The 18,461-nt window shown below is 70.4% G+C and carries 12 protein-coding genes; 4 read left to right on the top strand and 8 right to left on the bottom strand.

Translation table 11 applies throughout. The annotated features are described in order from the left end of the window. The first annotated feature begins 14 nt into the window (after positions 1-14). Positions 15-1,556 carry a DUF1996 domain-containing protein gene (locus G3I77_RS03915; RefSeq protein WP_248501084.1) on the top strand — a complete coding sequence of 514 codons (1,542 nt, stop codon included), beginning with the start codon at positions 15-17 and terminating at the stop codon, positions 1,554-1,556. Between the two features lie 73 nt (positions 1,557-1,629). On the opposite strand, the gene G3I77_RS03910 is transcribed toward G3I77_RS03915, so the two are convergent. Then, positions 1,630-2,085 (bottom strand): hypothetical protein, encoded by a 456-nt coding sequence (locus G3I77_RS03910; protein ID WP_248501082.1) that lies wholly within the window; start codon positions 2,083-2,085, stop codon positions 1,630-1,632. Positions 2,086-2,246: 161 nt separating this feature from the next. Here G3I77_RS03910 and G3I77_RS03905 point away from each other — a divergent pair, with 161 nt between their 5' ends. From G3I77_RS03905 to G3I77_RS03895, 3 genes are all read left to right on the top strand, one after another. Beyond that, positions 2,247-2,774, top strand: coding sequence for a tetratricopeptide repeat protein (locus G3I77_RS03905; RefSeq protein ID WP_248501081.1), 528 nt, complete (start codon positions 2,247-2,249; stop codon positions 2,772-2,774). Positions 2,775-2,822: 48 nt separating this feature from the next. Next, positions 2,823-4,742 carry a hypothetical protein gene (locus G3I77_RS03900; RefSeq protein WP_248501079.1) on the top strand — a complete coding sequence of 640 codons (1,920 nt, stop codon included), beginning with the start codon at positions 2,823-2,825 and terminating at the stop codon, positions 4,740-4,742. A 94-nt stretch (positions 4,743-4,836) separates the two neighbouring features. Beyond that, a complete protein-coding gene (locus G3I77_RS03895) occupies positions 4,837-5,526 on the top strand; it encodes a TetR/AcrR family transcriptional regulator (protein WP_248501078.1) in 690 nt (229 codons plus the stop codon). Positions 5,527-5,532: 6 nt separating this feature from the next. Here the strand turns inward: G3I77_RS03895 and G3I77_RS03890 are convergent, their stop codons facing one another. From G3I77_RS03890 to G3I77_RS03860, 7 genes are all read right to left on the bottom strand, one after another. Further along, complete coding sequence (locus G3I77_RS03890; RefSeq protein ID WP_248501076.1) at positions 5,533-5,889, bottom strand: 5-carboxymethyl-2-hydroxymuconate Delta-isomerase; 357 nt, start codon at positions 5,887-5,889, stop codon at positions 5,533-5,535. 30 nt (positions 5,890-5,919) lie between these two features. Continuing rightward, on the bottom strand, positions 5,920-7,539 hold the full coding sequence (locus G3I77_RS03885; protein ID WP_248501074.1) for a fused response regulator/phosphatase: 1,620 nt from the start codon (positions 7,537-7,539) through the stop codon (positions 5,920-5,922). Positions 7,540-7,611: 72 nt separating this feature from the next. Next, positions 7,612-13,008: a pullulanase-type alpha-1,6-glucosidase gene (gene pulA / locus G3I77_RS03880; protein WP_248501073.1), complete on the bottom strand. Its 5,397-nt coding sequence runs from the start codon at positions 13,006-13,008 to the stop codon at positions 7,612-7,614. 179 nt (positions 13,009-13,187) lie between these two features. Then, positions 13,188-14,561, bottom strand: a complete 1,374-nt coding sequence (locus G3I77_RS03875; RefSeq protein WP_248501071.1) for an alpha-amylase family protein — start codon at positions 14,559-14,561, stop codon at positions 13,188-13,190. 120 nt (positions 14,562-14,681) lie between these two features. Continuing rightward, a complete protein-coding gene (locus tag G3I77_RS03870; RefSeq protein ID WP_248501070.1) occupies positions 14,682-16,382 on the bottom strand; it encodes a glycoside hydrolase family 13 protein in 1,701 nt (566 codons plus the stop codon). Positions 16,383-16,530: 148 nt separating this feature from the next. Beyond that, positions 16,531-17,442, bottom strand: coding sequence for a sugar ABC transporter permease (locus G3I77_RS03865; protein ID WP_248501069.1), 912 nt, complete (start codon positions 17,440-17,442; stop codon positions 16,531-16,533). 13 nt (positions 17,443-17,455) lie between these two features. Beyond that, entirely contained in the window at positions 17,456-18,460 is a 1,005-nt protein-coding gene (locus G3I77_RS03860; RefSeq protein ID WP_248501067.1) for a carbohydrate ABC transporter permease, read from the bottom strand. Between the last annotated feature and the right edge of the window lies 1 nt (position 18,461).

The raw sequence follows: 18,461 nt of genomic DNA, 5'->3' as shown, positions 1-18,461 counted from the left end.
GTCAGAGGAGTTCCATGGGACGCAACACAAGAAAACGCCGTACGCCGCTGGCCACCAAGGCCGTAGCCGCATCGGCGGCCCTAGCGCTCGGTGGGGGCGGGCTGATCTGGGCAAACTTCTACGCCTCGGCGCACGAGGAGAACTCGGCGAACCAGACGAAGTCCGCGGGCGCACAGATCGCCACGATCCAGTGCCCGGACGTAGGACAGAAGCTGACCGACGTGCCGGACGGTGCTCGCCAGGGGGTGGACAAGGAGCTGGCCAACCTGGACAAGCAGATCACCGAGGCCTACACCCGTCTCGCCTCCACGCGTCAGGCCCAGGCCGGTGACTCGGGCTTCGTCAACAACGCCATCCTCGGCCCGCTGAAGTCGAAGCGGACCGCCGTCATCGACCGGATCGGCATCAACATCCGGCGGGTGGGCGGACAGGCCCCGGGCAACCTCGAGCAGCTGGCCGCGTGCCAGGGCATGGCCGCCGACGCCAACACCAACGACGGCCAGGCCGGCGACGGCCAGAACAACGACGGCCAGAACAACGACGGCCAGAACAACGACGGTCAGAACAACGACGGTCAGGACCAGGGCCAGGACAACGGTCAGGGCCAGGTCGGCGACAACGGCAACGGGGCCGCGGGCCCGGTGGCTGCCGACTTCGTCAACATCAACGATGTCCAGCCCAACTCCCGTAACCTGCCGAACGGTCTCGCCGCGAACGGCGACGGCGGGTCCACCGGCTCGTTCACCGCGAAGTGCGGTGTCAACGAGAACGACCTGTTCAACAGCGACAACCTGATCGTCGCCCCGGGTGTCGACAACGGCGCGCACCACACGCACGACTACGTCGGCAACCAGGACAACGACGCCTTCTCCAGCGACGAGGACCTGGCCAACGCCGGCACCTCGTGCCAGAACCAGGGTGACAAGTCCACCTACTACTGGCCCGTGCTGCGCCTCCAGGACGGCACGCAGGAGTTCGACGCGGGTGACCTGGGCGGTGGCGCCGAGGGCAACGTCGGCAAGATCCTCAAGGCCAGCCAGGCGGACATGAAGTTCGTCGGCAACAAGGCGGGCGACGTCGTCGCGATGCCGAAGTTCCTGCGCATCATCACCGGTGACGCCAAGGCCTTCACCAACGGCCTCGCCAACGCCAACACCTCGTTCAGCTGCACCGGCTTCGAGGACCGGCAGGTGACGGACAAGTACGTGATCTGCCCCGAGGGCAGCCAGGTGGTGCGGACGTCCAACTTCCAGAGCTGCTGGGACGGACAGAACATCGACAGCGCCAACCACCGTGACCACGTGGCCTTCGTCCAGCAGGACGGCAGCTGCGCCAACGGCTTCAAGGCGATCCCGCAGCTCCAGGTCCGCCTGGTGTACGACGTTCCCGCCCCGACCATCGAGAACGGTCAGGTCAAGAGCCCGTACGCTGTGGACGGCTTCCCGGAGCAGCTGCACAAGCCGATCACCGACCACAACGACTTCATCAACGTCATGGACGAGAACCTGATGAACACGGTGGTTCAGTGCATCAACAGCGGCCAGGACTGCGAGTAACGGCCCGCTAGAAAAAGCCGGCGGTGGGAGATCCCACCGCCGGCTTTCTCATGCGTCCGGCGAAGCGACGCGGTCAGTTGTCGTGGTGACCGGAGTGCGCCGGCTTGTCGTCCTTGCCTCCGCCGGGGGCGTGACTCGCGTGGTTGAGCCCCACCTCCACGGTGCCGCCCAGCGTGCCGCGCAGCGCCTGCAGCACATCCTCGTGGCCGACGGCCACCCACTTGCGGCCAACCAGGTAGAAGCCGCCGTAGTCCTTGGCCGTGTTGATCCACTCGCGCTGGCCCCGGTCCGTGGAGAAGGTCGCGAGGACGTACTTCTCCTTGCCCTTCTTGCAGAGGGCCTGGCGGATGGTGTCGGCGTCGGTCTGCATGTTCGGCTTGCAGTCGGCCTCGGCCGCGATGTGCTCCAGGCTGCCGGTCACCGCCTCCGGAACGGCCGCCTCGTCCTTGTCGCCGGATCCGCCGCAGCCGGTCAGCGCCAGTATCGCCACCGCGCCGCTCAGCGCGAGCATCGGTCGGGTCACCCTCATCTGTTCCTCCGGTCCTTGGCGGCACGGTCCTTGTCACGGCACGATCCGGACGCATGCCGCACGGAGCCCCGGCAAGAGGCTCTCGCCTTCGATACGGGTGCGGCGCCCTCCGTGCTCAAATTCCCCTGCCCCGGTGTGCACTCCTGTGCGAGGGTGGCCCGGTGGATCAGGACTGGGAAGACCGTGTGGCCGCCCTGTGGGACCGTATCGACGACTACGCCGAGACGGAGGAGGACGAGGCCCGCTTCCGCGCCGACGTCGACGCCCTCGTCGCCGAGCTGCCCGAAGGCAGTCCGCACGCCCCGTTCGAGCAGGCCTGCGCCTGGGACTCCACGGGCCGCTCCGACAAGGCGGTCCCCCTCTACCAGGAGGCGCTCAGGCGTGGCCTCGCCGACGTCAGCCACTACAAGGCCCGCCGGACGAAGATCCAGCTGGCCAGCTCGCTGCGGAACATCGGCCGGGCCGAGGAGGGCGTCGCCCTGCTGACACCCGAACTGGTCGCGCCGTCCGACGAGCTGGACGACCCCGTACGCGCCTGCCTCGCCCTGTGTCTGTCGAGCCTCGGCCGCGACCGGGAGGCCCTGGCGCTGGCCCTGGGCGCCCTGGCCCCGCACCTGCCGCGCTACCAGCGGTCCATGGCGAACTACGCCCGGCTGCTCGTGGAGCCAGGGGAGCACCCGGGGGCGTGACGCTCCGCAGCCAGGTGACCATCCAACGATTCGCTCGTTCTGCTGAACGTGCAGTCACAGGATGTCGCCCAGCGCCCCGCGCCCTCCTCCGCCGGCCCGGTCGTCGACGTCGAGCAGGCCGAGGCCGCGCTCGTCGAGCACTACCCGCGGCTGGTCCGGCTGGCCTACCTGGTGCTGCCACCCGGGCTGGGCCGTAGCCGCCGCGTCCTGACCGCACATGCCCTCACCCAGCGGGCACTCCCCCGCAACCGCACCCCCGCCCCGGTGATCCCGGCCCAGTCCACCGGCCGGGACGGCGACCCGGGCTACGCCCTGGTCCGTCTCCAGGTGCTGCGCACGGCACTGGAGGCGGGGCTGCCGCTGAGGGCGAGGGCGTGGCCCAAGAGGTCCCAGCTGCCGCCGCTGCTGCCGCACGTGTGGGGCCTGAAGCTGTTCCCGCGCTCCGGCGGCGCCGACGAACTCGCCCTGGACCAGCGGCTGTCCACCCTGTCGGGCCCGGCCCGGGCCGCGTACGCGCTGCGCGGCCTGGAGCGGCTCACGGACGACGGGGTGTGCAAGGTCCTCGCGGCGGCGGGCGTCGCCGACCCGGAGGGTGCGGTACTGGAGGCCGGCGGGATCCCCGCCCAGTACGGGCTGCTCGACTCCCCCGAGTTCGACCCCTGCTCGCTCCAGGCCCGCCCCACCGACCTGATGCGCCGCCGCCAGCACCTGAAGGCCGCCCTGGCCGCCGGTGCCGCCCTGCTGGTGTGCGGGGCGCTGCTCGGCCTGCCCGGTGACGGCTGGGGCCCCGACGGCGCCGCGGCACCTCCGTACGCGCGCAACCCGGCCGCGCAGGCCGCTCTGGACCCGGCGAAGCTGACCCGGGTTCCCCCCGCCGCGTGGCGCAGCTCGGCGCGCACCGACTTCTCCGTGTGGCCGGCCCGCGGCGACCGCACCGGCGACCAAGCCCTGCTGCGCCGCGCCCTGGCCGTGTGGGCCCGTCCCGGCGAGAGCGTCCAGGTGTCGGCGACCCCCGGCACCCTCTCCGGGGGCCCGGCCGGACCGCCCCAGCTGCTGTACGCGGGGACGGTCGACGCGGCGCGCGTGGTGATCCTGTACGACGGTCTGCGCATCGCCCGGTACGCCGAACCGAAGGACGGCACGCAGGGCGCCGCCCTCGACTTCGCCCGGGTCGACGGGGCCGGCCGGGCCGAGGCGGGCGCGGTGGTCCTGGGCCGGTCCGACGGCAACGTCCGCTACCTGACGGCCCCCTGGGTGCGGAAGGCGGGCGAGCGGGACCTGATGAAGCCCGGCTCAGGGGCGATGGACCTCGCGCTCACCGGCGGGGTGACCGCACCGCTGGCCAGCCCGGCCCTGCGGTCCGGCCCCTGCACGTCGTGGAACGTGGTCCAGCTGACCGACGACACCGGGACACGGCTGCTGACCGACCTCGGCGAACTGGTCCCCGCCCGGCTCACCGCCGGACGGCCGGGCTCCCCGGGTGAGGTGTCCGGCGCCGCGGCGCTGCACATCTGGCAGCCGTTCGCCTGCTCGCTGGGGACGGTGCGTTCGGCGGGGGTGCGGAGCGTCAACGCCTGGGCGTTCAACGAACAGCCGCTGCCCGACGCGAGCGGCTCGGGAGCGTGGGTGTGCACGCGGGCCGAGACCTGGCGGGGCGGCGGGGCGCGGGTGCTGGCGCAGTTCCACACGCCGGGCGGGGCGTACGGGGCGGTGGCGGCCAAGGCCGAGAACGTCCCGTCGTGCGGACCGCGTGACCCGCATGTGCTGGCCGGGGTGCTGTGGAAGGCGAAGGCCGGCGACTGGTACCTGCTGGCCGCCGGCAGCCGTGAGACCGCGTCGATCCGGGCGACGGGCGGAGTGAACGGGGCGGCGCGGAGCAGCCGGCTGACCGTACCCGCCGAGCAGGGGGCGCAGGCGCAGCTCAAGGGCACCCTGAAGGACGGGCGTTCGCTCGGCGGGCTGCGCTGACGGGGGCGGATTTCGGGCCCGTCCGGTGAGGGCGGTCGAACCCCGCGATCGATCCGGCCCGTTCGAGGCCGGAATCAATCGGTAAGGTGTTCGTATGACTACCGGGGTTCGCCGCAGAATGGGAGTCGAGGAGCGGCGGCAGCAGTTGATCGGCGTCGCCCTCGAACTGTTCAGCCGCCGCTCGCCCGACGAGGTCTCCATCGACGAGATAGCGTCGGCCGCGGGCATTTCACGCCCGTTGGTCTACCACTACTTTCCCGGCAAACTCAGCCTGTACGAGGCCGCGTTGCAGCGTGCCTCGGACGACCTCGCGGCCCGGTTCGTGGAGCCTCACGAGGGTCCGCTGGGGGCGCGCCTGCTGCGCGTGATGCACCGCTACTTCGACTTCGTGGACGAGCACGGGCCCGGTTTCTCCGCCCTCATGCGCGGCGGACCCGCTGTGGGTTCCTCGACGACCAACGCGCTCGTCGACTCCGTACGGCAGGCCGCGTATGTCCAGATCCTTTCGCACCTGGGCGTGACCGATCCGCCCGCGCGCCTCGAACTGGTCGTCCGTTCCTGGATCTCGCTCGCCGAGTCGACGGCGCTGATCTGGCTGGACGGCCGGCGCATCCCGCGCGAGGAGCTGGAGCCCCAGCTCGTCAACGACTTCGCGGCCCTCGCCGCGGTCAGTGCCGCCTACGACGAGGAGATGGCCGCGCTGCTGCGCGGCATCGTCAAGGACGAGCCGGCCGACGGCCCGTTCGCGTACCTGGCCGGCCGGCTCGTCACCCTGGCGAGCTGAGCCCGCTCAGCTCTCGGACTTCGCGTACGACGGATCCAGGTCGCGGACCTCGGCGGAGGCGTGCAGCGCGAGCCCCTCGGCGGGCTTCAGGTGGGTTCGCAGCAGCTCCAGCGCGGCCTGGGTGAGCCGTGCCTTGGTCTCGTCGGTGCGGCCGGCGAGCAGGGCGATGTGGACGTGCACATGGGCGTGCCCCTCGGCTTCGGGGCCGACCACGATGTCCTCGGTCGGACGGAACCGGGTCTTGCACGCCGGGGGCTTGGCGGCCGCGATCTCGACGGTCGCCTCGTGCAGCGCCTTCGCGAAGCCGGGCCGGTCGAAGTCGTCCGCGAGGTCTGCGGAATAGTCGACGGTGATCTGCGGCATCAGTACTCCTGTTCTGGGCGGCCAACGGGCTCACCCTAACCGCAGGGCAAGCATCGCGATGTCGTCCTCGCGGTCGTGGCCGAAGCAGCCCAGCAGCACGTCGCAGAGGGTGTCGAGGCCGGGCGGGGCGTCGGCGGCGGCCGTGCGGAGCTGGTCCATGGAGGCGGACAGGGGAATGCCGCGGGTCTCGATGAGACCGTCGGTGACCATGAGCAGGCGGTCGGTGCGGTGCAGACGGCACTCGGTCGCCGGGGGCCGCTCCAGGCCCAGCCCGAGCAGCGGGCCCCAGGCGTCGGCGTACCGGGCGCCGCCCCCGTCGCGCAGGAGCAGCGGCGGGATGTGGCCGGCGTTGGCGATCCGTACCCGCCCGCTGCCGGGGTCGACCAGGGCCAGGCACACGGTGGCCGTGACGTCGGGGTGGTACTGCTGGAGCATCCGGTCGAGCCGCGCGGCCAGCACGACCGGGTCGCTCTCGTCGACGCAGTAGGCGCGCAGGGCATGGCGGATCTCGACCATGACGGTGGCCGCGTCCAGGGAGTGCCCGACCACGTCCCCGACGGCGGTGAGCACCCCGTCGCGGGTGCGCAGGGCGGCGTAGAAGTCGCCGCCGATCTCGGTCTGCTCACAGGCGGGCACGTAACGGACGACGATGTCGACGCCCGGCAGGTGCGGCAGCTTGTGCGGCCGGGGCAGGAAGCTGTGCTGGAGGGTGAGGGCGACATGCCGCTCCACCTGGTACATCAGCAGCGGTTCGGCGGCGAGCACGGTGGCCTGGGCGAGGCGGGCCCGCAGCCCGTCGTCCGCGGGGTCGCTGATCGCCGTACGCCGGACGGGCGTGGCGAGGCACACCGTCGTCCGGCCGTCCTGGGCCGTCGCCACGGTCAGGCGGGCGTCCTCCTCGACGCCGGGCCGGAAGATCCCGGCCGGCCAGAGCGGCGCGGGGACGACGGTGGTGTGCACGCCCGTGCGGCCCTCCGCGAGCCGGGTGACCAGCCGGGCCGCCGCCCGGTGGGCGTCGCCGTCCGCGGCGGCGGGGTGACATCTGGCCGTGCCGCGGTACGGCTCGTCGTCCGGGCCGACGACGAACACCACGGCGGGTGAGGCGGTGAGGCGTGCGGCGCCGTCGGCGGCCGCGGCGGCCAGTTCCCGCGGGCAGCGGGCCGCCTGCACGGTGATGACGGCCTCGGCCAGCAGCGTCAGCCGGTGGACGACGGTCTCGGCGCCCGTGGTGCGGCGGGCCCCGCGTAGGGCGGCCCGGACGACGGCCTGGATCTCCCGCGGTTCGGCGGGCACGGTCAGATAGGCGTCCCCGCCGGCGTCGAGTCCCCGGCACCGGTCGCCGGGTGCGGTCGCGGCGGCGGAGAAGTGCACGACGGGCAGCGCTGCCGTGCGCGGCTGGGCCCGGACCCGGCGGCACACTTCGAAGCCGCTCATGTCGGGCAGACCCACGTCGACGAGGGCCACGTCGGGCAGGGTGCCGTCCCGCAGCCGGACGTCGAGTTCGACGAGCGCCTCGGCGCCGCTGGCGACGGGCACGACCCGGTGGCCGGCCCGTTGCAGCACCGCACCCATGGCGTACCGGCTGGCCGCGACGTCGTCCACGACCAGCACGGTGGTGCCGGGGCTCTGCTGCGTGCCGCTGGCGTCCATCTCGACGGCCCTTCGGGGCGTATGGGGGTGGGGCAGACCGTAGGACACGGCCTGCCCCACCAACGTAGTGCGCTATCCGGCGGTCCGGGTGAAGACGGCGACGGTGCGCCCCGGAACGGCGAACGTGCCCGATTCGGCCGCGTAGGAGGAGGACTTGACGATAGAGTCCGCCCCCGCCGCCTGCACCGGATGCAGCCGGTAGCCGGCCCCGGCGAGTGCGGGGACGCGCTGCTCCTGGCGCTGAGGCGTGGCGTTGAAGACGACGACGAGGTCACCGAGCCGCATGGTGATCACGCCGGGTGTCTCGTCCGTGCCGGACAGCGGGAAGGAGAGCCGGGACTGCACCTGCCCGGCCGTGCCGAGGGAGAAGTCCTGCTCGGCACTCCGGATCCGCAGCAGGTCGCGGTACGCGGCCGAGGTGCCCTCGATCTGCTCGCAGCCCACCTCGACCTTGCTCAGCAGGGGCTTGGCGTACGGCCACTTGTCGGTGTTGTCGGCCGCCATGGGCAGTCCGCGGCCGAAGCCGTTGCCGTCCTCGCAGTTCCAGTGGACGGCGTTGAACCAGTCGCCGCTGTCGTAGGAGTTGCGGTCCAGGGACTTGGAGCGCAGCAGGTCGGTGCCCGCCTGGGAGAGGGCCGGGCCCTGCGAGAGGGTGGCCGTCGCCATGGCCAGGACCTGCATCCGGGCCCGGTCGGCCGCGTTCGTCGAAGCGGGCAGCTTGAAGGCGAGCGCGTCGAACAGGGACTCGTTGTCGTGGGCGTCGGCGTAGGCGAGGGCGTCACCGGGGGCGTCGGCGTAGCCGGCGGGGGCGCCGTTGTACTCGACCTCGGAGCCCTTGACCTCCTTGCCGCCGGTGTCGGTGAACCGGTAGCCGGCGAGGTTGCCGGAGAGCCCGACCTTGATGAGGTCCTGGTAGTGGAGCAGGCGGGCCTTCTGCTCGGCGCGAGTGCCGTTGTTCTTCGAGGAGTTGGGGTCGGTGTACAGGCCGGACGCGAAGCCCTGGACACCGGGGTCCTCGTCGAAGGGGCCGCCGCCGCGCACCGCGTCGCGGGCGCGGTCGGAGAAGGTGGCGATGCCGGTGCCGGCCATGTTCTTCTGCGTGGCCTGCGTGAACCGGGCGTCGTCCGCGACCTCGCCGAAGTTCCAGCCCTCCCCGTAGAGGATGATCTTCTTGCCGTCGACACCGTCCTTCGCGAGGGTCAGCGCGTCGAGGGCCTTCCTGACGGCGAGGATGTTGGCCTTCGGGTGGTGGCCCATGAGATCGAAGCGGAAGCCGTCGACCTTGTACTCCCTGGCCCAGGTGACGATCGAGTCGACGACGAGTTTGCCCATCATGGCGTTCTCGGTGGCGGTGTTGGCGCAGCAGGTGCTGTTCGCGACCGAGCCGTCGGCGAGGAGCCGCTGGTAGTAGCCGGGCACGATCCGGTCGAGGACGCTCGTCTTCTCCTGGCCGCTCGCCGCGGTGTGGTTGTAGACGACGTCCATGACGACCCGCATCCCGTCGTCGTTGAGCGCCTTCACCATCCTGCGGAACTCGACCGTGCGGGCCGTGCCGTCCGGGTCGGTGGCGTAGGAGCCCTCGGGGACCGTGTAGTGGTACGGGTCGTAGCCCCAGTTGTAGGCGTCCTTCGCGGCGATCTTCCCGACGCACTCCTGCTGCCGGTCGGAGTCGGCCGGGAAGGAGGCGAGGTCGCAGTCGGTCGTCGCCTGGTCGGCCTTCTTCTCCGGGATGGTGGCGATGTCGAACGCGGGCAGCAGATGCACGTACGAGGTGCCCGCCTTCGCCAGCTCGCGCAGGTGCCGGGAGCCGTCGCTCGCCGTGTCGGTGAAGGCCAGGTAGGTGCCGGGGTGCTTCGCCGTCCGGTCCTCCACGGAGAAGTCCCGGATGTGCAGCTCCTGGATCTGCGCGTCCCTCAGCGGTACGGCCTTGGGCTTGGTGTACGCCGACCAGCCGGAGGGCTTGAGGGCCTTGTCGTCCAGGTCGACGACGAGGCTGCGCTCCGAGTCGGCGGTGAGGGCGAGGGCGTAGGGGTCGGTGACCTTGTTGGTGACGATCTTGCGGACGCTGGGCGCCCAGACCTTCACGACGTACCGGTAGGGCTTGCCCTTCCAGGACGCCGGGCCGGTGACGGACCAGACGCCGGTGGTGGCGTGGCGCTTCATCGGGACGGTGGAGTCACCGATCTCCAGGGACACCTGCTGTGCGGTCGGCGCCCAGACGGTCAGGGTGGGGCGGCCCTTGGAGAACGTGGGCCCGAGGTCGGTCTCGGTCGCACTGGAGTACAGGTCGTCGAGGACTCCGGCGATCTGGACGCCGGTCGCCGCGAGCACGGCACCGTTGGCGGCGTGCTGGGTGGCGACGACCTGGCCGCGCAGGGCCTCGCGGACCCGGTCGCGGTCGCGCGGGTCGACGGTCCAGGCGTCGTACTCCTTCAGATGCGGGAACGTCGCCTTCTGGGCGTCGGTCAGCTCGCTCTTCGACAGGCGCAGCCACTTCGCGCTCCCGGTCAGGGCGCCGTCCCTCACCGCGAGGGAGCCGTCGCGTGCGTAGAGCAGCTGGGTGGAGGCGGCGGCGTCGGAACCGTTCCAGGCGAGGGTGTTCCGGTCGATCCAGACCGCCTTGGAGGTGGTCAGGTCGAGGGCGGCCGCGCTGCCCGCGGGCTGCGGGAGCAGGTACTTCTCCTGGCCGCTCACCAGCCACACCTCGTGGCCGTTCGCCTTGAGGTCGAGCGACTGGTCGGTGGGCAGGTCCTTCTCGTCGCCCTTGTGCAGGATGTAGCTGAGGCTGGTGGCACCGTCGGTGAGCGGTACCTCGAAGACTGCGCCATAGGAATCAGTCTTGACCGGCTTGAGCGGGTTCGACCAGTCGGTGGGATTCGCGGCGCCGGTCCAGACGTGCAGGCCCCAGCCGTCGTAGGTGCCGTCGGCCCGGTGGTAGTGCAGGACGGCCTTGCTCTTGTCGGGCGCCGGATACTCGGGGCGCTCGGTGGTGACGGTGTCCTTGCCCTGCTCGATCCAGACCTCGCCGGTCTTGGTGACGTCGATCGTGCGGTCGGTGGAGACGTCCTTGGTGCCGTCCTTGTCGATGACGAGGAAGCCGACGCTGGAGGCGCCCGGCTTGAGCTTGACGTAGGCGAAGGCGCCGTAGGCGTCACGGCCGATGAAGGCGTGGCTCTCGGGCCACTCGGTGGCCTCGCCCTCGGCGAGGTCGCCCCAGGCGTACAGGCCCCAGTCGGCGTAGTCCCCGTCGGCGCGCTTGTAGTGGACGATCGCGTAGTCGCGGGAGGACGCGGTGGGCGGCTCCTCGGCGGGCGGGGTGCCGGTGGTGGACGCGGCCAGGGCGCCCGCGGTGCGGCCGGCCGAGTCGATCACCACGGCCTTGTACCGCAGGGCCGTGCCGGGCGCCACGTTCTTCCCGATGGTGTGGGTGACCTTGTACGGGGCGTGGTCGGCGGAGCCGAGGACCCGCCACTTTCCGTTGCCGGTCTGGGCGGCGAAGACGACCCGGTTCAGCTGCCCGCCGTCGACGTCGGCGGTGACCTCGACGGTGCCGGTGGCGCCGGCCGCCGGGGCCTTCAGGGTGATCGTCGGCGCGGTGGCGGGCTTGGCGAGCCTGCCGGACGCCTTGAGGACGATCGCCGAGCCGGCCGGGACGGTGACGGTGAGCTTCTTGTCGCCGTCGCTCTTGGCGGAGGCGCCGGTGCCGTAGATGCCCTCGAAGGTCATGCCCGCCGAGCCGGTCGCGAAGGTCGCGGTCTTCTTCTCGGCGGCGTTGTTGAAGGCGACGACGTATTCGGTGCGGGTCTTGGCGTCCGTGCGGGAGAAGGCGTAGACGCCCGGGCCGTCGGCCGCGTACCGCTGCTGCTGGACGCCGTCGGTGAGGGCCGGGTTGGCCTTGCGGAGCCCCGCGAGCGCACTGATCTGCCGGTAGAGGGGCGCCTTGGTGTCGTAGGCGTCCTCGGCGTGGGTGTCGTCGGTGCCGATGCGGTCGTCGTCGAGGTAGTCGGCGGTACGCGAGGCGAACATGCTCTGCCGGGCGTCCTTGTCACCGCCCGGGCCGGTGAAGCCCTGCTCGTCGCCGTAGTAGACGACGGGGTTGCCGCGGCTGAGGAACATCAGCTCGTTGGCGAGCTTGTCCTTCCTCAGCAGCTCGGCGTCGGTGGCCTTCGGGTTGTCCTGGTTCAGGAAGGACCCGATCCGGCCCATGTCGTGGTTGCCGAGGAAGGTGACCTGCTCGTACGCGTTGGCCTTGCCGGTCGTGTACTTGTAGTCGTCGCCGAAGACGCCCGCGAGCTTCTGCGCGCTGCCGCCCTGCGAGGCGTACTGGCGGGCCGCCTCCTGGAAGGGGAAGTCGAGTGTGGCGTCGAGCCGGCCCTGGGTGACGTACGGGGAAGTGACGTCGGTGTCGGCGGAGTAGACCTCGCCGAACATGAAGAAGTCGTCGCGGCCCTTCTTGGCCGCATAGGAGTCGAGGGCCGTGGCCCACTGCGTCCAGAACTCCATGTTGACGTGCTTCACGGTGTCGATCCGGAAGCCGTCGATGTCGAAGTCGCGCACCCAGCGCTGGTAGATCTTCTCCATGCCCCGCACGACCTCGGGCCGCTCGGTCCACAGGTCGTCCAGGCCGGAGAAGTCGCCGTGCGCGGAGCTCTCACCGGCGAAGGTGGAGTCGCCACGGTTGTGGTACATCGTCGGGTCGTTGAGCCACGAGGGGACCTTGTTCTTCTTGGCCACCACGGGTGTGCGCGGGAAGGAGCCGCCGTCGACCTCCGGGAAGTCCCGTCGCCCGTCGGCGTAGTCCGCGTCGTCGAAGGGTTCGCCGTCCTTCGTCAGGTACGGGAAGGCGCCCTTGGAGAGGTAGTCGTACGACTTCTCCTTGTAGTCGACGACGTCCGCCGTGTGGTTGGTGATGACGTCGAAGAAGACCTTCATGCCCTTGGCGTGGGCCTTGTCGATGAGGGTCTCAAGGTCCTTGTTGGTGCCGAAGTGGGGGTCGACCTGGGTGAAGTCGGTGATCCAGTAACCGTGGTAGCCGGCCGAGGCGTTCGCCCCGGTGCCCTGCACGGGCTGGTTCTTGAAGATCGGGGCCATCCAGAGGGCGGTGGTACCCAGGCCCTTGATGTAGTCGAGCCGCTTGGTCAGGCCCTTGAGGTCGCCGCCCTGGTAGAAGCCCTTGTCGGCGGGGTCGTAACCGGTGGTGAGGCGGGAACCGGTCAGGCCGCCCTTGTCGTTGCGCGGGTCGCCGCCCGCGAAACGGTCCGGCAGGACGAAGTAGAACTGCTCACGGGTGGCGTCGTGGCGGGCGGGCTCTGCGGCGAGCTTCGCGTCGGACGGGGGCGCCGGCGGGGTGGCGGCCCCGGCGGCGAGCGGCTGGACGAGTGCTGCGGCCAGCGCGGTGGCGGTGACCGCGGCGACCCGTCCGGCACGGGCGGTTCGGCGCCTTGCGGGCGCACGCCATCTCGGTATCACTGACGTGGACTCCTTGCATTGCGGCTCTCTCGGGTCCGACCCCGCGCGACCGTATCGCCGCCGAAACGCTTACAGCAAGAGTCTTGAAACTGCTGGTAAGAATTTTCAGGACCCGGGCAGGTCGAGCGCAGCGTTCCGCAAGCGTCGATCCCGCCCGCACCCCAACGGGAGGCCCGGGCTCAGCAGGTGGGCTTGCCCGAGTGGAGGGCGAGGGCGGTGTTCGCGCCGAGCGTGGCGGTGAACTGCCCGCTGGAGTTCACCGTCACGGTCCTGTTGTTCTGCACATCGCAGTACGTCCCCGCCGGCAGCGACGTCTGGTACGTCCGGGTCAGCGACCCCGACTCGTGGTTGATGGCCACGAAACCCTTGCTGCCCCGGCCGAAGGCGATGGCGTCGGCGCCGTTGTCCCACCAGTTGGTGACCGCCTGGCCCCGGGTGGCGTTGCGGAAGCCGACCATGGACTTGATCTCCGGCCAGTTGTGCTGGCACTTCCAGCCGTCCTGCCAGCAGGCGCCGACCTGGCCGCCGTTCGGCGGGCCGGCGTCGTGGTCGGTGAACTCGTAGCCGGAATTGATGTCGGGGGCGCCGTACGGCCAGGCCAGCATGAAGACGTTGGCCAGGGTGTAGGTGGCGCCGTCCTTGTAGCTGAGGGTCGAGCCGTTGCGCTCGGTGTCGTGGTTGTCGACGAAGACACCGGAGACGCCGCTGTTCAGGTAGCCCCAGCCCTCGCCGTAGTTCTTCAGGTAGGCGAGGTTCTCGTTGTTGAAGACCCGCTTGAGGTCGTAGGCGTAGCGGAACTCCTGGACGTCGCCGTTGCCGGTGTACTCGGTGGGCTGGACGGCCTCGCCGGAACCGTGGATGACCTCCTGCTTCCAGTACACCGAAGGGTTGCTCAGCCGGGACTTGACGTCGGCGAGGTCGGCGGTGTCCATGTGCTTGGCGGCGTCGACGCGGAAGCCGTCGACGCCGAGGGAGAGCAGGTCGTTCAGGTAGCCGGCGATGGCGCCGCGGACGTGGTTCTCGCCCGTGTCGAGGTCGGAGAGGCCGACCAGTTCGCAGTGCTGGACGTTCCAGCGGTCCTGGTAGTTGCTGATCTGGCTCGTACAGTCGTCGAAGTCGGGCGCGGAGTACAGACCGGGGTAGGTGTACTTGCTGTACGACGAGCCCCCGGTGCCGGTGCCGCTGCCGGCCGACATGTGGTTGACGACGGCGTCGACGACGACCTTCACACCGGCCGCGTGGCAGGTGTTCACCATGTTCTGGAAGGCCGTGCGGTCGCCGAGCCGGCCGGCGATCTTGTAGCTGACCGGCTGGTACGAGGTCCACCACTGCGGGCCCTGTATGTGCTCGGCGGGCGGGGAGACCTGGACGAAGCCGTACCCGGCGGGCCCGAGGGTGTTGGTGCATTCGCGGGCGACCGAGGCGAAGTTCCACTCGAAGAGGACGGCGGTGACGTCCTTGGTGCCAGGTGGGGAGGCCTGCGCACTAGTCGGGTTCATGACAATCGAAACCGCGGCGAGCGCGACGGCGGTGGCGAGGAATCTGCGGGTCATGTGGGGCTTCCTTCTTCGTTGAAGGTTCTTGCTGCAAGGTTCAGAAACCTTGCGGTGACGCAGATATTAGAGGCCCGCCGCCCGAAAGGGCAGCGGGCCGTACGAAATTCAACGCAAAAATCAGGCGCGGGCCCCCGCGGTCGCGGTGGTCCACCACACCGTGGTGTCGGCCGGCACCTTCGCCTCGTCGTCGACCTCGACGATCTCCCCGCTCGCCACCAGCACCCGGCCGTACGCCGGCATCGCCACCGACTCGCCGGTGGTGTTCGCGACGCACACGAACTCCCCGCGCCGGAAGGCCAGCACGCCCTCGGGCGCCCGCAGCCACTCCACGGACGTGCCGGCACCCAGGTCGGCCTGCTCGCGGCGCACCGCGAGCGCGGCCCGGTACAGCTCCAGGGTCGAGCCGGGCTCGCCGGTCTGCGCCTCGATGCTCAGCTCACCCCACCCGTCGGGCTGCGGCAGCCAGCTGCCGCCGTCACCGAAGCCGTACGACGATCCCGTCCGGGTCCACGGGATCGGCACCCGGCAGCCGTCGCGGAAGCCGTCCTGGCCCGCGCCCCGGAAGTACGCCGGGTCCTGGCGCACCTCGTCCGGCAGGTCGACGACGTCGGGCAGGCCGAGCTCCTCGCCCTGGTAGATGTACGCCGAGCCGGGCAGCGCCAGCATCAGCAGGGTCGCGGCCCGGGCCCTGCGCAGCCCCAGCTCGCGGTCGCCGGCCAGGCGGATCTGGGTGCCGAGGCCGGGCGGGTTGGCGAAGCGGGTGGCGTGCCGGGTCACGTCGTGGTTGGACAGCACCCAGGTGGCGGGGGCGCCGACCGGGCGCATGGCATCCAGCGTGCGGTCGATGACCTCGCGCATCTCCTCGGCGTCCCAGTGGGTGCTGAGGTACTGGAAGTTGAAGGCCTGGTGCAGCTCGTCCGGGCGGACGTAGTGGGCGGTGCGCTCGATGGTCGGCGTCCACGCCTCGGCGACGAAGATGCGCTCACCCGAGTATTCGTCGAGGATCAGCCGCCACTGCCGGTAGATCTCGTGCACGCCCTCCTGGTCGAAGAACGGCATGACATCGTTGCCCAGCAGCTTCACCTGGTCGTGGGATCCGAGGTCGGGCAGCCCCTCCGCCTTCACCAGACCGTGGGCGACGTCGATACGGAAGCCGTCGACGCCGATGTCCAGCCAGAAGCGCAGGATGGAGCGGAACTCGTCGCCGACCGCCGGGTGCTCCCAGTTGAAGTCGGGCTGCTCGGGGGCGAAGAGGTGCAGGTACCACTCGCCGGGCGTGCCGTCGGGTTCGGTGACGCGGGTCCACGCCGGGCCGCCGAAGATCGACTCCCAGTCGTTGGGCGGCAGTTCGCCGTTCTCCCCCTTGCCGGGGCGGAAGTGGTAGCGCTCCCGCAGCGAGGAGCCCGGGCCCTCGGCGACGGCCCGCTTGAACCACTCGTGCTGGTCGGAGGAGTGGTTGGGGACCAGGTCGACGATGATCCTCAGGCTCAGCTCGTGGGCGTCGCGGATCAGCGCGTCGGCGTCCAGGAGGTTACCGAACATGGGGTCGACAGCGCGGTAGTCCGCGACGTCGTAGCCGGCGTCGGCCTGCGGCGAGGCGTAGAAGGGGCTGAGCCACACGGCGTCCACGCCGAGGTCGCGCAGGTACGGCAGACGGGTGCGGACACCCTCCAGGTCGCCCATGCCGTCACCGTTGCTGTCGGCGAAGCTGCGCGGGTACACCTGGTAGATGACCGCGTCCCGCCACCAGTCGCGGCACTTGGCGACGGCCACGGCGGACGTGGGGGTGGGGGCAGGTGCGGCTGAGTGCTGGCTCATGTCGTCCTTGATGCGTCACAGGATGTCGGTCATGGATGGCGTCGGTGGGGGTGACGAGGCGGCCGCGGTACAGCGGGGTCGGATGGGCACCGCGGCCGCCTCGGGCTGGTGGACTGCCGTTCGGCTGCGCCCCGAGGGGCGCCGGGGGTCAGCCCTTGGTGCCGCCGGCGGTGAGCCCGGTCACGAGGTTCTTCTGCACAAGGTAGAAGAACGCGGAGACGGGTATCGCGATGAGCACCGCGGTCGCCGCCATCAGGTTGCGCTGGGCGTCGTGCTCGCTGACGAAGCTCTGCAGACCGACGGCGAAGGTGTACTTCTCGTCGTCCAGCATGAACACGGTGGCGAAGGCGACCTCACCGAAGGCGGTGATGAAGCTGTAGAAGGCGGCCACCGCCAGACCCGGCCGGGCGAGCGGCAGGATCAGCCGGAAGAACGTACCGAAGGGCGTCAGTCCATCCACGCGGCCGGCCTCGTCGATCTCGAACGGGATGGTGTCGAAGTAACCCTTCAGCAGCCAGGCGCAGTAGGGCACCGCGGTCGAGCAGTAGACCAGGACCAGACCGAAGTAGGTGTCGACGAGCTGCAGGCTCGACAGGATCTGGTACATCGGCACGATCAGCACGGCGATGGGGAACATCTGTGTGCACAGGAGCACCCACATGAACTTCTTGTAGCCCGGGAAGCGCATGCGGGACACCGCGTAGCCGGTCGTGGCGGCGATGACCACTCCGATGACGGTGGTTCCCAGGGACACGATCAGCGTGCTCTGGAGCCAGTGGAAGAAGGCGGTCTCCTGGAGCACGAAGCTGTAGTTGTCCAGGGTCATCTTCGACCAGATGCGCCCGGGGTGCAGGTAGTCGTCCTTGTCCGGGCCGAGGGACAGGAAGACCAGCCAGACGATCGGGAAGAGCGCGATCAGGCTCGCGAGGATCAGCAGGCCGTGGGAGAGGAGGTTCCCGGCCGCGTTGCGCCGGCCGCGCCGGCGCGCGGGGGCGGACGCGGGGGCGATCGCGGGGACCGGAGCCTCGCCCGCGGACTGCTGGACGGTCGTGGTGCTCATGGGGACTCCTGCCTCAGATCGCGAGCTGCTGCTCATCGCGGTTCAGCCAGCGGCGGTAGAAGGAGGTGAAGACGATCAGGATGCCGAGCAGCAGGATGCCGTAGGCGGCCGACTGCGCGAAGTCGCGCGGCTGCTGTCCGAAGCCGAGCTGGTAGGCCCAGGTGACGAGGATCTGCGCGTCCGGCGCGGTGTTGCCGAACAGCAGGAAGATGATGGCGAACTGGTTGAACGTCCAGATCACGCCGAGCAGCACCACGGTGGAGCTGACCGACCTGAGGCCCGGCAGGGTGACGTAGCGGAACTGCTGCCAGCGGCTGGCGCCGTCCATCTCCGCGGCCTCGTAGAGGGAGGAGTCGATGGACTGCAGACCGCCGAGCAGGGAGACCATCATGAACGGCACACCGCACCAGGTGTTGACCATGATCGCGGCGAAGCGCTGCCAGAAGGTGTCCTCCAGCCACGCCGGGCTCGGCAGGTGCAGCATCTCCAGGGCGGAGTTGATGATGCCGGAGTCGGCGAGCATGAAGCGCCAGCCGAAGACGGTGACGAAGGTCGGCACGGCCCACGGCAGGATGAGGATCAGCCGGTAGAAGGTGCGTCCCCGCAGCTTCTGGTTGAGCAGCAGCGCGAGGCCCAGACCGATGGAGTAGTGCAGGGCGACGCACAGGGCCGTCCACACGATCGTCCAGATGAAGTGGGACCAGAAGCGCTCGTAGGCGGTCTCCCCCCACAGGATGTCGGCGTAGTTGTCGAAGCCGATGAACTTGTAGGTGGCCTCGATCTCGTTGACGCCGATCGTCCGGGCCGTGTTGAGGCTGGTCGCGTCGGTCAGCGTCAGATAGAGGCCGTAGGCCAGGGGGTACAGCACGAGGACGCCGAGCACGACGGCCACGGGCGCGATCATCACGTAGGCGTACCAGTGCTTCTGGTAGCTGTGCTTGAGGCGCCGGCCCAGCCCGGACCGGGGACCGCGGTCACCGCTCCGCCTGCCGGTCGCTCGGTCGATGGCGACTGTCATG

It is taken from the genome of Streptomyces sp. D2-8, from assembly GCF_023184515.1.
In the GTDB taxonomy this organism is placed as follows: Bacteria; Actinomycetota; Actinomycetes; order Streptomycetales; family Streptomycetaceae; genus Streptomyces.
This window is presented reverse-complemented; position numbering and strand designations above follow the sequence as displayed.

Bases quoted from the DNA above. Each gene is read 5' to 3' on its own strand.
- G3I77_RS03915 (WP_248501084.1), top strand. From the start codon at position 15: ATGGGACGCAACACAAGAAAACGCCGTACGCCGCTGGCCACCAAGGCC.
- G3I77_RS03910 (WP_248501082.1), bottom strand. From the start codon at position 2,085: ATGAGGGTGACCCGACCGATGCTCGCGCTGAGCGGCGCGGTGGCGATA.
- G3I77_RS03895 (WP_248501078.1), top strand. From the start codon at position 4,837: ATGACTACCGGGGTTCGCCGCAGAATGGGAGTCGAGGAGCGGCGGCAG.
- G3I77_RS03890 (WP_248501076.1), bottom strand. From the start codon at position 5,889: ATGCCGCAGATCACCGTCGACTATTCCGCAGACCTCGCGGACGACTTC.
- G3I77_RS03885 (WP_248501074.1), bottom strand. From the start codon at position 7,539: ATGGACGCCAGCGGCACGCAGCAGAGCCCCGGCACCACCGTGCTGGTC.
- G3I77_RS03875 (WP_248501071.1), bottom strand. From the start codon at position 14,561: ATGACCCGCAGATTCCTCGCCACCGCCGTCGCGCTCGCCGCGGTTTCG.
- G3I77_RS03870 (WP_248501070.1), bottom strand. From the start codon at position 16,382: ATGAGCCAGCACTCAGCCGCACCTGCCCCCACCCCCACGTCCGCCGTG.
- G3I77_RS03865 (WP_248501069.1), bottom strand. From the start codon at position 17,442: ATGAGCACCACGACCGTCCAGCAGTCCGCGGGCGAGGCTCCGGTCCCC.
- G3I77_RS03860 (WP_248501067.1), bottom strand. From the start codon at position 18,460: ATGACAGTCGCCATCGACCGAGCGACCGGCAGGCGGAGCGGTGACCGC.